Annotated in this window: 12 protein-coding genes; 4 read left to right on the forward strand and 8 right to left on the reverse strand. The window is 39.4% G+C overall.

What is annotated here, in order from left to right; translation table 11 throughout:
- Positions 1-319: 319 nt before the first annotated feature.
- Both CIK00_RS19625 and CIK00_RS19630 read left to right on the forward strand, forming a co-directional pair.
- A complete protein-coding gene (locus CIK00_RS19625; RefSeq protein ID WP_101770253.1) occupies positions 320-619 on the forward strand; it encodes a hypothetical protein in 300 nt (99 codons plus the stop codon).
- Between the two features lie 25 nt (positions 620-644).
- A complete protein-coding gene (locus CIK00_RS19630; protein ID WP_101770254.1) occupies positions 645-1,301 on the forward strand; it encodes a hypothetical protein in 657 nt (218 codons plus the stop codon).
- 243 nt (positions 1,302-1,544) lie between these two features.
- Here CIK00_RS19630 and CIK00_RS19635 read toward each other — a convergent pair whose 3' ends face one another.
- A complete protein-coding gene (locus tag CIK00_RS19635; protein WP_167388588.1) occupies positions 1,545-2,579 on the reverse strand; it encodes a HoxN/HupN/NixA family nickel/cobalt transporter in 1,035 nt (344 codons plus the stop codon).
- 261 nt (positions 2,580-2,840) lie between these two features.
- Between CIK00_RS19635 and tpx the strand changes: the two genes are divergently transcribed.
- Both tpx and CIK00_RS19645 read left to right on the forward strand, forming a co-directional pair.
- The gene (tpx, locus tag CIK00_RS19640; RefSeq protein ID WP_101770255.1) at positions 2,841-3,338 is read left to right on the forward strand and encodes a thiol peroxidase; all 498 of its coding nucleotides are present in this window, start codon (positions 2,841-2,843) and stop codon (positions 3,336-3,338) included.
- A gap of 444 nt (positions 3,339-3,782) precedes the next feature.
- On the forward strand, positions 3,783-4,061 hold the full coding sequence (locus CIK00_RS19645; RefSeq protein WP_101770256.1) for a hypothetical protein: 279 nt from the start codon (positions 3,783-3,785) through the stop codon (positions 4,059-4,061).
- Positions 4,062-4,159: 98 nt separating this feature from the next.
- Here the strand turns inward: CIK00_RS19645 and CIK00_RS19650 are convergent, their stop codons facing one another.
- From CIK00_RS19650 to CIK00_RS19680, 7 genes are all read right to left on the reverse strand, one after another.
- Positions 4,160-5,086, reverse strand: a complete 927-nt coding sequence (locus CIK00_RS19650) for a N(4)-(beta-N-acetylglucosaminyl)-L-asparaginase (RefSeq protein WP_045040840.1) — start codon at positions 5,084-5,086, stop codon at positions 4,160-4,162.
- Positions 5,087-5,100: 14 nt separating this feature from the next.
- The gene (locus tag CIK00_RS19655) at positions 5,101-6,498 is read right to left on the reverse strand and encodes a M17 family metallopeptidase (protein ID WP_101770257.1); all 1,398 of its coding nucleotides are present in this window, start codon (positions 6,496-6,498) and stop codon (positions 5,101-5,103) included.
- Positions 6,498-7,520, reverse strand: a complete 1,023-nt coding sequence (locus tag CIK00_RS19660; RefSeq protein ID WP_101770258.1) for an ABC transporter permease — start codon at positions 7,518-7,520, stop codon at positions 6,498-6,500. The genes CIK00_RS19655 and CIK00_RS19660 overlap by 1 nt, the downstream gene beginning before the upstream one ends.
- Position 7,521: 1 nt before the next feature.
- Positions 7,522-8,508, reverse strand: coding sequence for an ABC transporter permease (locus CIK00_RS19665; protein WP_101770259.1), 987 nt, complete (start codon positions 8,506-8,508; stop codon positions 7,522-7,524).
- A 145-nt stretch (positions 8,509-8,653) separates the two neighbouring features.
- Positions 8,654-10,318 carry an ABC transporter substrate-binding protein gene (locus tag CIK00_RS19670; RefSeq protein WP_045038519.1) on the reverse strand — a complete coding sequence of 555 codons (1,665 nt, stop codon included), beginning with the start codon at positions 10,316-10,318 and terminating at the stop codon, positions 8,654-8,656.
- A gap of 153 nt (positions 10,319-10,471) precedes the next feature.
- Positions 10,472-12,934 carry a beta-mannosidase gene (locus CIK00_RS19675; protein WP_101770260.1) on the reverse strand — a complete coding sequence of 821 codons (2,463 nt, stop codon included), beginning with the start codon at positions 12,932-12,934 and terminating at the stop codon, positions 10,472-10,474.
- Positions 12,935-13,179: 245 nt separating this feature from the next.
- On the reverse strand, positions 13,180-13,602 hold the full coding sequence (locus tag CIK00_RS19680; RefSeq protein WP_101770261.1) for a hypothetical protein: 423 nt from the start codon (positions 13,600-13,602) through the stop codon (positions 13,180-13,182).
- Positions 13,603-13,612: the final 10 nt, after the last annotated feature.

Genomic DNA, 13,612 nt, shown 5'->3' on the forward strand with positions numbered 1-13,612 from the left:
TATATATTGCAGCATTACAACACTAAGCGGGGCCATAGTTATAACAACTATTTACCGCCAGTGGTGATGGAAGCAGCCGCTTAATTTAAACACCTATAAAGGTGTACAGTTTTACTTGACCACTTCAAGGCGGATCTACCACTGGTGAGTTTGTATTAGATGACTCATTAAAAATAGCCTTAAATCAATGCGGAATAGTTATTTAAGACAAGTCATGATAATCGTTTATTTCGCGCTAAATTAGAGCAATCAAAAAATAAGAATAGAAAACATTAATAATTTAAAGTGGATGTGATCTGTATCACAAGGAGAGAATACTATGAAAATTCACAAGCTTAGACTTAAAAGGTTACAGTTAGCAGAAGAGGATGCAAAGAAATATAATATGGATATCAGATTTCTTTGGTTAAGTTCTTTATCTCCGAATTCAAGAAAATGCCATGTTATTAGACACGGGCAAGTATATACAGTAAAAAATATTATTGATTTCTATTCAAATAAAGAAAATATAAAAGATTGTACGTGTTCATTTAGCGAAGTAATAAATGGAGACGTCCCTGAAAAATTATTAACTAGAATCAATAAACAAAAAGAAGAATGGATAAAAGAAAATAGCTAACTATCAAAAAAGTAAGGAATAATTTATGTCATTGATGAGTAAAGATCTATTTAAGTCCTTTGTTAAAAGTAATAATAGTCATGATCTTTTTGATAAAATAGGAGAAACAGCACTTGATGCAGTTATAGATGATAGTGTTTTAAAAGATATTCCTATTATTGGTACAGCTATTTCTTTATACAAGGCTGGTGATAGTATTCGTGCTAATTTATTCGCAAGGAAAATACTAGCTTTTCTCCGTGAAATTGATGATTTATCACAAGATAAACGAAAATTATTTATTGATGAAAATTTTACTAACCAAAATGATAAAGAAAAAATTAGTGAAATAATTTTATCATTTATTGATAATGCAGATAGGTCTCAATCTTGTACTTATTTAGGTCGAGCTTTTAAGTTATATGTTCTTGGATGTATTGATCGGAGAACTTACGATCTTTATTGTTTTGCATTACGTAGATTAAGTAATTATTTGATAGAGCAAATACACTCATATTATCGTTTCGGAAATTCTTGTGGTGTGGAACGTCATGCAATCCATGAATTAGCATCTTTGGGTATAATTGATATTTTAGTTACACTTCAAGTTTTTGATGAAGCACAAGGTCTATGTCAAATGCCAGCGCATAATAATTTTGGAAGACTTTTTTATACTAATATTTTAGTACAAGATTTTTCATGATTATATTAAGTAAAGTTTAAAAAATTAGTTAGTTTGCTAATCTAGTACACATAAAACGTTCATGTTAAATACCGTCCATCGTGACGGTATTTTTGTATGCGAGGTAGATTTAAAATAAATCTAGAATATTACTTATCACCTTGGTTTTATTTAATAAAAACAAGGTTGTTTAGATAACACAACGGTCGCAATGAGTACGACCGTTATAGGCTAGAAAAGAGAGTTATTAACGTTAATTAAACACTAAATTGGCTGATCAAGTTTGTCGTAACTACGTAGCTTATAATTGATGATCGACAGAACCCAGCAACCAACAAATATCGCGATAACACCAATACCAACCATTCCAAAATGATCGGTCATGGTATTAATGCCATCCCAAAACGAGCCGCTTAATTTCAAACTTGATGCGATAGCACTTAATGCTTCTAAGCCACCAATGATCAACGCCACAATCACAGAAATGCCCGTAATGGTCATGTTGTAGTAAAGCTTACGCGACGGTTTTGAGAATGCCCAACCATAAGCACCGATCATAACTAGATTATCTAGAGTATCAATTAACGACATGCCGACAGTAAATAAGATCGGGAAGATCATGATCAGCCAAATATTCATTCCTTGAGAAGCATTAGTCGCTGAAAGTGCTAATAAGGTAATTTCGGTAGCGGTATCAAAGCCTAAGCCAAACAGAAAACCAATAAAATACATGTGCCAGCTTTTATTGATAAATTTAAATGAAAAATGGAATAGTTTATTTAATGGACCGCTTAATTGAATATTTAAATCCGCATCTGTTGGACGAACACCTTTTTTATAAGCATTGAATTTTTTATAGACAGAAAGAAAAATTCTAAGGTTGATATAAGCCATAATTAATAAAAATAGAATAGAAACACTGGTGCCTATAATGCCGCCAATATCACTGATAAAAGGGATTTTTGACTTAAATGTGCCAACGGTTAATGCAATAGCTGCCGCCGCTAACATTACAATAGTTGAATGACCTAATGAGAAAAAAGTACCAATGGTGATGGGTTTTTTGCCCTGTTCCATCATTTTTCGAGTAGTGGTATCAATGGCGGCAATATGGTCTGCATCGACGGCATGGCGTAAACCTAAAGACCACGCGAGTAATGACATACCTAGCATTGTGGGGTGTTGATAGAAGGCAAGTACCGCAACAATCCACACTGCTATATTGATTAATATAAGGCTAGATACCAGCCATATTGCATTCTTTTTTGTGTTATCGCTGTTTTTAATAATAGTTATCATTCTCTTTTCTTTTGGTTTTTATGTTAATATTAGTTTCTATGCAATAAGATTAAATTGTTTATTTTCATTTGGTTATCTATTTTTGGTTCTTATTTTAATGCCACTTTTTATATGTGGTTTATATTTTATTCTTCATTATAAACATCCCTTTGGCGTATGTATTTAATTTTTAAGGGTTGTTATATTGATAAAAGTAGCACAGTATATTTTGGCACTTTAAATGTGATAAATAATTTAAAAATAATAAATAAGGTGAATGTTATGTCAGTAACTGTCGAAGGTAAAAAACTATCAGTATTAGGTCAATTTCCACTCGTTGGACAACAAGCGCCAGAGTTTACACTTTGTGGTGCAGATCTTAGTGATTTAACATTAACGTCACTTAAAGGAAAAAAAGTTGTTTTAAATATTTTTCCAAGTGTTGATACACCTGTTTGTGCGATGAGTGTGCGTGCATTTAATAAAATGGCGACTGATATTGATAATACAGTTGTGCTTTGTATTTCAGCCGATCTACCCTTTGCCGCAAGTCGTTTCTGTGCTGCTGAAGGGCTTGAAAATGTTAAAACAGCATCATTTTTCCGCGAGCCTCTGTTTACACAAGCATATGGTGTAAATATTAATGAAGGGCCATTAAAAGGTTTAGCTGCACGTGCTGTGATTATTTTAAATGAAGATGGTCAAGTGACTTACAGTGAACGTGTTGCTGAGATCAAACATGAACCTAATTATGAAGCTGCAATGGCTGCTTTACGCTAAGAATTACCTTTATAGCTTGTAGGGCTAGAGAGGGATTTTCAGTTAATTAAAAAAGTCGTTATATGTTTATGCATATAACGGCTTTTTTATGCGAGAAAAATAAAATTGTGCTGTTAGTCTTATCGTCATTACAACCATCGAGAATAAATACACTACAGCATAATCATGGTGGTATTAGATAAAGGCATAATCTGAGTTACTTTATGGTAATAAAAAAGGGGGTTTTTCGTTAATCTAGCGGGTTAGTTTGGCTTATTGTTAAGAATATTCCGTGTATTATTATTTAATAATCGCCTTTGTTACAACTTTCGATCTTTCATACAAATTGAAACATATTGCTGATATTTAAAAGAAACAAGAGCGAGTATATTTTATTTGAATTTCTTTTTTATATTTCCATTTTCGCGGTTGTTGAGTATCTCAATCGTTTCCAGGACGGCAACAATGACAAGGTTTAAGTTAAAGATCACTCATGGACTATCTCATCATCCTGATATTATAAAAGTGACGGCGGATCCTCGCCAAGCTTTACGTTTTCTTGAACGTGAAGTGTCGCCTTATACGCGTGGTTTTACGAAAATTGTCACTACCGATAATAAGCAGTATGTAAAAAGTATTGCAGAAGATGATAGCAAAGCCTTTCGTTATGATTATGTGCCTTATAATCAACTCGATGTGATATGGCAAAAGCTGTGGGGATTTGTACTTAATAAATGTAAATAATGAAATGGTCGTTGGTATATAACAACACCCTGTAAGTATGATCTTAGCAGGGTGTTGTTGATCTTAGTGTGGCTGTATTCTCTTTTCGGTGAGAATAATTACTTAGTCATGATCACTTCAGCTTGGCGCTCTTCTGGCTTATCCATGCCTGTTTGCCACAACCAGTAAGTAATATTACCCGGACAATTTAAGCTCACCACTTTGTGATTACCGTGGCAATCAATTGCATGAATAGTGACGCCTTCAGTATAGCCATCTTTTAAATAATCAAGATCTTGAATGGCTTCATAGACGGCATCATCAAGTTTCATGCCCATTTTCATATACAGCACTACCGCATGCGCAGTTGCACAACGAATACTCATTTCCCCTGTATGGGTACACGCACAAGCCCCGTAACGACTGTCGGCATAAGAGCCAGCACCAATAATTGGGCTATCACCTAACCGCCCCGGGTATTTCCATGCCCAACCAGAGGTTGATGTGGCGGCGGTAATTTTGTTATTAATATCACTGCTTAAAAAAACGGTGGTGTCACGTACACGTTCAGGATCGGTGGCATTGTTTGATAATGGCGCAAGAGGTACATTAGGAAATGCTGCTTGTTGCTCAGGTGTCATGGCTTGCTTTAGCTTTTCCCACCATACTTGCTTTGAATCTTCGATGAGGTTATCACCCGCAACAGCATTAATTTCATTGGCAAAAATAGCCGCACCTTCACCAACTAAAATTTCATGATTGAGATCAGTCATCACCTTATAGGCGACTTCTATTGGGTGGATGTAACCTTTTAACGCACCAACAGCGCCAGTGCGTAAACTGTCACCGTCCATTACCGAAGCATCTAATTCCATTTCACCTAATACATTAGGCCAGCCACCATAACCCACGGTACGTACACGTGGATCTAATTCCACCAGCTTAATGCCTTCAACTAAAGCCCGTAAGCCTTCTTCACCAGCTTGCAGGCGACGTGCTGATGCTTCAATGCCTGGGTAGGCTTCTGAGTTTGCTAATAAGATCATGTTTAACGTCCTTGTTATTGGTGCAATTGATCTTGCAAGATCAATTGTTGGCAAAGCTCGGTTAATAATAAAGTGCCGTAGCCCGTTGTAGCTTTAGGGTAAATTTTACGGTGATTCATGCCGAGTGACATTGCGGCTGAATCAATATGGATCCATTTTTGATCAGGTTGAATAAAGTGTTCTAAAAAGGTAGCGGCAACACACGGGCTACCGTCAGGCTCTTCGCTACCGTGGCGCAGATCAGCAAAGTCACTTTCAAGTGCGGTGGTAAACATGCCACCCGTCGGCATTGGCCATAACGGTTCAGAACATGCTTGACCTGCTGTTTGAGCATTCGCAATCAAGTTATTATCATTACCCATTAATGAGGCATAGGCTTTACCAAGCGCAATGCCTGTACCGCCCGTTAAGGTTGCAATATCGACTAAATAATCAGGTTGGTAGTGCTGCTGAGCATAGTGCAATACATCCGCTAGCACCATTCGCCCTTCGGCATCGGTGGTGATGATTTCAACATTGGTTTTATTGAGCATCGTCACCACATCACCGGGTTTAATGGCTTTACCTGACGGCATGTTTTCAACCAAGCCACATAAGCCAATCACTCGAATAGGTAATTGCAGTTGCGCAATAGCATTAAGTGCACCAACAACCGCCGCTGCACCGCCCATATCGACTTTCATTGTACTCATATAACGCGGTTGTTTAATGCTGATACCACCGGAATCAAAGGTGACACCTTTACCGACTAAAGCGACGGTAAACTTGGGATCTTGAGGATGATAGTCGAGGCATAACAAGCGTGCTTCGCGATCACTGCCTTGGGCGATACTCATTAAGCCGCCAAAACCTTGTTTAAGCATCATTGCATCATCGAGATAAGATAACTCAATATTGTTAATCGCTAATGCTTCTACAGCTTCGACAAAGGATTGTGGATATAGAATATTTCCCGGTTTATTGGTTAACTCGCGTGCAATCAATTGGCTGTGAGCAAGAATTTTACCATTTTCAAACGCTGTGTTATCACTAGCATCAGCATTTAATAAGGTGAAATCTGCCAGTGTTGGGGTTAATAATGGGCTGTTACTGTGGCGATAATGATAATCTGATAACGCCAAACCAAAAGAGAGCCATTTCAGCCATTGCTGACGTTCAAAACGAGCGGCAATATCGACATCTATGCACAATTGAAGTGTGGTCGCTTGCGTAAATGTGGTCGCGATTAAATAGCCAACATCTTGAATATCAGCAACAGCAATAACGCGCTTACTGATCTCAGCATTAAAATCACTCACATCTTGGTTAACGGTTAATGTTGAATGTTCACCCAAGGTTAGATGAAGCGTTCGCGTTAATTGATCGCATTGATGCTCACGACTAAAAGTTAAAGTTAATGGGTTACTATTCATTATTTGATTCCACCATCTGCGATAGGGTGAGGCATTTCGGTTTGAGTCTCGATAAGGGTTGCATCACTGCGCTGTTGCCAACGACGCATGCCTTTGTGGGAACGTAACTGAGGGTTGGCAATTTCATCGACGGCAAAGTTTAATAACGATAAACCGATAGCGATAAAAATCAGCGCCATACACGGTGCAAGTATTTCCCACCATGCGCCAATCAGCATCGACGATGAAGTTTGGACGTTATATAACATCACGCCCCAACTGATGGCATTTGGATCACCAAGGCCAAGGAACGATAAACTGGCTTCGGTCATGATTGCGAGCAGTACACAACCAATAAAACTAGCACCAACAATCGACATTAAGTTAGGCAGAATTTCAACGGCAATAATGCGCCATGGTGATTCACCTAATACTTCTGCGGCACGAATAAACTCTTTTTCGCGTAAGGATAAAGTTTGAGATCGCACCACCCGCGCGCCCCATGCCCATGAAGTAATGGCGATCACAATCGCTATCGTAAATGGCCCCGCCTGACCAATAAATGCAGCAATAATAAATAGCAGCGGTAATTGTGGGATCACCAACATGATATTCATGGCGGCCGTTAAAATTTCATCAACTTTACCGCCAAAATATCCAGCTGAAACACCGATTAAGGTTGCCAGAAAACACACTAAAATACCGGCACCTAAACCAACGGCCAGTGAAGTACGTGCGCCATAAATTAATTGTGACCACACATCACGCCCCATGCGGGTAGTCCCTAGAATATGATCGGCTTTTTTTGACATTAACAAGGTACGTTTATTGGTGGCTAAGTTAGTTGCGATCCAGCCATCAGGGTTATTTTGCGCTGCTTTTACCACAAAAGCAGGGTATTCATGAGGGTTTCCCGTACCTCTATCTGGGGCGTGATCAGTGATCAATGGCGCAAAAATAGCCGCCAACACAAACATGACTAAAATACAGAGTCCAGTTAATGACTTAGGGTTACGAATTAATAATTGAATAATGCCTTTCATGTTATCGATCTCCAGTACGTAGGCGGGGATCTAAGAAAACAATTAACAGATCAGCCATAAAGTTAAAGAACAACATAAACAAGGTCATTAATAATAGTTGCCCTTGTAATACTTGGTAGTCACGGGCGTGAATAGCGTTTAATAACACCGTCCCAAGACCGGGGTAGTTAAAGATCATTTCAACAATTAACTGACCACTGATTGCAGTACCTAAGGCCATTGATAATGCGGTCACGCTTGGTAGCATGGCATTACGAGCGGCATAGTTAAAAATAACTCGATGCTCACTTAATCCTTTGGCTTTTGCCATAGTGATAAAGTCTTCGTTTAATAGGTTGATCATGTTGTTACGCATGCTAATGAGGAAGCCACCAATTTGACTGACGGTGGCACATAACAACGGCAGGGCAGCGTGATACATCACATCTTTATAAAACGCCCAACTTGACCAATCAGGCGTAGTGCCAGAGGTGTAAGCATTGCCAATCGGGAACCATTCTAAGCCAATGGCAAAGGTGAACATCACCAGCATCGCAATAACCACTGACGGGATAGATTGCACCACCAGCGTACTTGGTGAAATAAAGGTGTCGTAATAACTACCTCGACGCCACGCGGCAAAAACACCCATTACCGAGCCAATACAAAATGATAAAACAACCGCGGTTCCTGTGAGAAATAATGACCAGCCAATGGCACTACCAAGTAGATCATTAACCGATAACGGATAAAACTTAATGGAGGTTCCCCATTGTCCGGTAAATATATTGGCAAGATAAGAAAAGTATTGTTCATATAAAGGACCATCAACAAAGCCAAGCAGCTTTTTCATGGCTTCAATACGTTCAGGGCTAACATGAGAGGTGGCATTAGCAAACATCATCGTAACTGGATCACCAGGCATGGCGCGAGGCAATATAAAGTTTAATGTGGCTGCAAATAATAACGCGACAAAATAAAATGATAATCGACGAAAGAAAAAGCCCATCGTATTTATTCCTAATAAAGATATTCGATTTAATTAGTCTGAATATTAAAAACGCCCGTTAAGTAAATAACAGTGGTGTTATATATTCAGACTGACATCACAGCGAAATAAATACCGCCATCAAAAGATAACGGTATGGTTATTATTACGCTTTGGGTTTTAAATCTAATACGTGCAATAAACGCTCAGGTACTCCCGCCCATGCTAAAGGACGGCCTTTAGGATTTTCTGTACTCCACCAACCGGTATAACGACTTTCATTAAATTGATAAACATCAACGCCAGACATGACTGGAATAGTGATTTGGTTTTCAGCAATGATTTTTTGAATCTTATGGGCGATAACCATTTGCTCATCCTGATTCGCAGTTTTGTAGAAATTATCCAGCAATTGGTCTAAATCGGCGTTTTTAAAGAAGTGCATAGCAAAACGTGGCATGCTCGTGCCTTCTTGATAACGAGAATGATAGGCGCTGTTCCAGTAACGGTAAGGGTCGGCACCATTAAAGTAATTGGTGTAAGCCATATCATAAGTACCATTGGTCATGGCTTGGTTATACACCGCAAAGTCAGAGGTTTTTGCTTTGACATCAATACCGGCTATTTGTAACTGCTCAACCCCAAGTTGAACGGTGTTGTTGAAATCAGTCCAACCTGTTGGTGATTGAATCGCTATCTCTATTTTTTTACCGGTTGGGGTTTCTACATAACCGTCACCATCAATATCTTTAAAGCCCGCTTTTGCTAACAATGCTTTGGCGTTATCAATGTTGTAAGTGTTAAAGCCTTTGTATTGGTTGTAAATATCTTTATCAGCCCAGAATTCTAAGCCTTTGCCTAAGCCTGATGCGTAGTCATTAACGATGCCGTTGCCATAAAAAGCGACATCAATGATTTTTTGGCGATCAATTGCCATTGATAACGCGCGACGGAAATCAAGGTTATTAATCGCTTCATTGTTACCTGGGTGCGGCGTTTTGAAATTCATCATAAAAGATTGGGTACTTGCCGCAGGATACCAGTATTTATGATTAGGATTACGAGCTACATACAGGGCATCAACATCAGGAATAAAGGCGCTAGTCCAATCCAATTCTGATTTAATGATTTTGTTTAATAGCTGATCGTTATTGGCAATTTGCGGTACGCGTAAGCAATCGACTTCAAGGTTGTCGTTATCCCAATAATTAGGGTTACGACATTGCACATAAAGCTGTGGTGTAAAGGTATCGATTTCAGTAAATGGGCCAGAGCCTACTGGGTTTTCATTAGTAAATAATTCAGGTTTTTCAATATCTTTCCAAATGTGTTTTGGCACAATAGGAATCGAAGCAATTTCAAACGGCAGATTAGAATTGGCTTCAGTTAATTCAAAAATAACCTTGTTATCTTGCTGGTGGATGCTTTTTATCCAGCGATCCATGCTTTTCGGATCAAGCTCTGGTTTATCATGAATAAGTTGGAATGAATACACCACATCATCAGCGGTAAATGGCGTGCCATCTGACCATTTTACGCCGTCGCGAATTTCAAACGTCACTTGCTTCAGATCGTCAGACATATAGTAGTTTTTCGCTAGCCGCATCACGGGTTTATTGCCATGCATTTGGTTAAAAACAACTAACGGCTCATAAATAAAATCGGTTGTGGTACGTAAATTGGTTGCTAGATAAGGATTAAAGTTACGGATCATAGTGGGATAAAAATCAGCCACAATCGTTAATTGATTTTTTTCTGCTGCAAACGTGGTTGGAGCGCACAATGTTGCTAACGTGATTAATGCTAAAGAATGTGCTTTATTTATGATCATGAAAATTCCTTATTATAAATGTAGAGATAAATTCCATATAAACATGATGAAAATAGAGAATGTTTATTAATAAATAACAGTCGTAACAAGATACACATATAAAAATATGCGTATCTGTTTGCTCTATTTATATTATTTAGGATGCTTTATAAATTAATAGGTTCCTCGAAGATGATATAAGGTTAAATGCTGTTTTAATGTTTTAAGATCACAGTCACCAATATAATAAAGGCGATGTTTAGCACCTGTCATATGGCTTGGTAATAAAGTAAAACTGCTATCACTAAAGCGACCTTGGCATTCAAGTTGTGGCTCAACAAATAATGCCGGGTAGTCAGTGTCGAGTTCTAGCCAAATCGTCTCATTATCTTGATGCCATTCTGTGTTAATGGTTGGATTTTGCAGTTGTGCGTGTTTAAACAAGCATGGGTAATGTGTATTTTCAGTCACACTGCCATCAGCGGCCGTTAAACTAACATGGTAAAACACCTGTTTAGTTTCAGAGGCGGTTAAGATGTCTTCTGTTTGCCATACAATGTCACTGCTGTCAGTAGCTAATTGGGTGTCTAGCTGCCATGTGGCGAGGACATTCCCTTGCCAATCTGCCTTGATCACTGTTCCGCTAATGGGCATCGGTTGATGATGATCATTAACCACATGCAGTGTTAGAGGTTGCTGCGGCTGTTGAATAAATGTCGCCATCACAGGGGCAAAGAAACGTTTTGCGTGATGATGGAGTTGTTTCCAACGCCCGGTATATTCAATGCTTGACCATGAACTCACCGGCCAGCAGTCATTGAGTTGCCAATAGAGAATACCGCGGCAATGTTGTTTATGAGCGCGCCAAAACTCAGTCGCTGTTTTAATAGCGATCGCTTGTTGTACTTGGCTTAAATACAACATGTTGGCAAACCCAACCGGAAAGCGGAAATAGCGGGTAAACATTTCGGTCATAATGCTATTACCACGACCGTTCTTTTGGTGCTGTTCAAATGTCGGCGAGGTGACATTCCAATCTTCACTGTCGGCGAAGGTTTTTACCGTAGGCAATGATGGCCATGATTGATAACCAAACTCAGAACAAAAACGCGGTTTAACATTGTGGTAAGCATCAAACGATTTGCCAGAATGCCACACATCCCAGAAATGCATATCGCCACGGTTATCGTCATGCCATGCATCGCCAAAATCGAGTTCGCCATTACACGGTGAGCTTGCCCAAAAACGACGGCTAGGATCGTACTGTTCAACCACTTGTTGCAGCATGCGATTTAAACGGTCGTAATTCACTACGTATTTTTCACGATTGTGTTTAGATTCGTCATACCAGCCAATCGCGCCAATGACTTCGTTATCACCACACCATAATGCCAGTGAGGGGTGATCCGCTAGGCGTTTTACTTGGTCAACAATTTCTAATTCAACATCGGCTAAAAACTCAGGGGTTGATGGATACAAGGCACAAGCAAACATCAAATCTTGCCACACTAATAATCCGAGTTCGTCACACAACTCATAAAAAATATCATGCTCATACATGCCACCACCCCATACACGGATCATATTCATGTTAGCGGCAACTGCATCTTCTAATAGTTGACGATAACGTGCAGGCGTTTGACGGCTGGGTAGGGCATCGAGTGGGATCCAATTGGCACCTTTGGCGGTGATCGCATTGCCATTAACCACAAATGTCATTGCACTACCAATAGCATCAGTTTGTGTATCTAATGTGAGTTCACGTAGTCCAAGTTTTTTGGTGATGGTGTGATTATTAAGCGTAACTGTTAATGGGTACAATGGCTGCTCGCCATAACCCGCAGGCCACCAGCGCTGTGGATTTTTCACAACAATAATGGTGGTAACAGTTTGAATGCCATTGTTTGTATTATCTATAACGATAGTGTGTACTTGCTTATCAAAGTTAATTTCAAGTGCTTGCTCCGTACAGTTCTTCAGTACTTCGCAATCAATGTTAACGGTGACTTCACAATCGCCATTGGGTAGCCATGCTTGTTGGGTTCTAACATGGTGTAAGCGAGTGTTATAAACCGGGGTGAGTGTCAGTGAGTTATATACCCCTGTTGATAATAAACAAATGCCCCAATCCCAGCCTGCGTGACATTGGGTTTTACGCAGAGTATTCATGTGTGGAATTTGATTATTACCGACCGCCCATGGCACGGGGAAAGGTAGTTTTTCTGCACGTCGCTGTGCTTCACTATCATTACGCGCTAATGCAATACTGATGTGGTTCACACCCTGTTGTAGGTAGGGCAGAACATTAACCTGATAAAGACGGAACATGTTGCTGCAGGTTAATACCTGAGTACCGTTAATGCTAACGATAGCCATGGTATCAACAAACGACAAATTCAAATCGATGGCGGTTGCAGTCAGTTGCTCGGTTGTGAGTGTGAAGTCTGTTGTTAGTTGCCACTCACTTTCACCGACCCATTGAATTAATTCTTCATTACAACCGAAATAAGGTTGTGGCAGTAAATCCGCTTGAATGAGTGCTGAATGTACATCGCCAGGCAGTGCGCATGGAATAGAAATATGTGAATGCTGTGGGGAAGTGAGTAGCCACTGACCATCTAATGAAATATGCGACACGTGAGACTCCTGTCAACTGCGCGAATAAAGTAAGAGTGTATTACGCTCGTTAAAAAATTAGCAGTGGACAAAAGGCGTTGTAACTGGATTTATGTACCCAATTGATGGATATGTGACCGTGTTAAATACTCTGTGATAGGTTGAGGATATGGCTGGTGGGGACTATTTGTCATTATGCTTGATTAAAAAAAATGACATCGAGATTTATTGATTTCGATGTCATTTGTTTCATGCTGTTGTAAATCTTAATTCAAGGTGATTTTTAGGGTGTAGTTTTGGCTTGAATTACGTTTACTGATGGCATGATATTCACCAATACTAAGATGGTATTGACCCGTAAAAGGTAGAGTATAGGTATCGCGTTGATTAGGGTTAGTCGAAATGGCGGAAATATCGACCGCTTGTTTCATTTGTGGGTGTTTGATGGTAACCCATAATTTCGCACTATCAGTTGTGACTAGTGTTGTGATTTTCTGGCCTTGGTGACCATAGAAACTGAAGTCATTGGTAACATCGTTGTGAACGACACCGGAATATTGATAACGATGAATTTGCTGAGAAAATGGAATTGATAATGGTGATTCCGTGGCTGATGTTGTATTAGCAAAAGCAGAGAAGCTAATGTTACATGCGCAAAGAACGATCAAGGCTTGCAGTGATTTTTTCATTTTTATCTCC

The organism is Photobacterium carnosum, assembly GCF_002849605.1.
GTDB classification, from domain to species: Bacteria; Pseudomonadota; Gammaproteobacteria; order Enterobacterales; family Vibrionaceae; genus Photobacterium; species Photobacterium carnosum.

Excerpts from the sequence above, each read along its gene's own strand:
- CIK00_RS19670 (WP_045038519.1), bottom strand. The coding sequence starts at position 10,318 with ATGATCATAAATAAAGCACATTCTTTAGCATTAATCACGTTAGCAACA.
- CIK00_RS19645 (WP_101770256.1), top strand. The coding sequence starts at position 3,783 with ATGACAAGGTTTAAGTTAAAGATCACTCATGGACTATCTCATCATCCT.
- CIK00_RS19680 (WP_101770261.1), bottom strand. The coding sequence starts at position 13,602 with ATGAAAAAATCACTGCAAGCCTTGATCGTTCTTTGCGCATGTAACATT.
- tpx (WP_101770255.1), top strand. The coding sequence starts at position 2,841 with ATGTCAGTAACTGTCGAAGGTAAAAAACTATCAGTATTAGGTCAATTT.
- CIK00_RS19635 (WP_167388588.1), bottom strand. The coding sequence starts at position 2,579 with ATGATAACTATTATTAAAAACAGCGATAACACAAAAAAGAATGCAATA.
- CIK00_RS19630 (WP_101770254.1), top strand. The coding sequence starts at position 645 with ATGTCATTGATGAGTAAAGATCTATTTAAGTCCTTTGTTAAAAGTAAT.
- CIK00_RS19655 (WP_101770257.1), bottom strand. The coding sequence starts at position 6,498 with ATGAATAGTAACCCATTAACTTTAACTTTTAGTCGTGAGCATCAATGC.
- CIK00_RS19660 (WP_101770258.1), bottom strand. The coding sequence starts at position 7,520 with ATGAAAGGCATTATTCAATTATTAATTCGTAACCCTAAGTCATTAACT.
- CIK00_RS19650 (WP_045040840.1), bottom strand. The coding sequence starts at position 5,086 with ATGATCTTATTAGCAAACTCAGAAGCCTACCCAGGCATTGAAGCATCA.
- CIK00_RS19665 (WP_101770259.1), bottom strand. The coding sequence starts at position 8,508 with ATGGGCTTTTTCTTTCGTCGATTATCATTTTATTTTGTCGCGTTATTA.
- CIK00_RS19625 (WP_101770253.1), top strand. The coding sequence starts at position 320 with ATGAAAATTCACAAGCTTAGACTTAAAAGGTTACAGTTAGCAGAAGAG.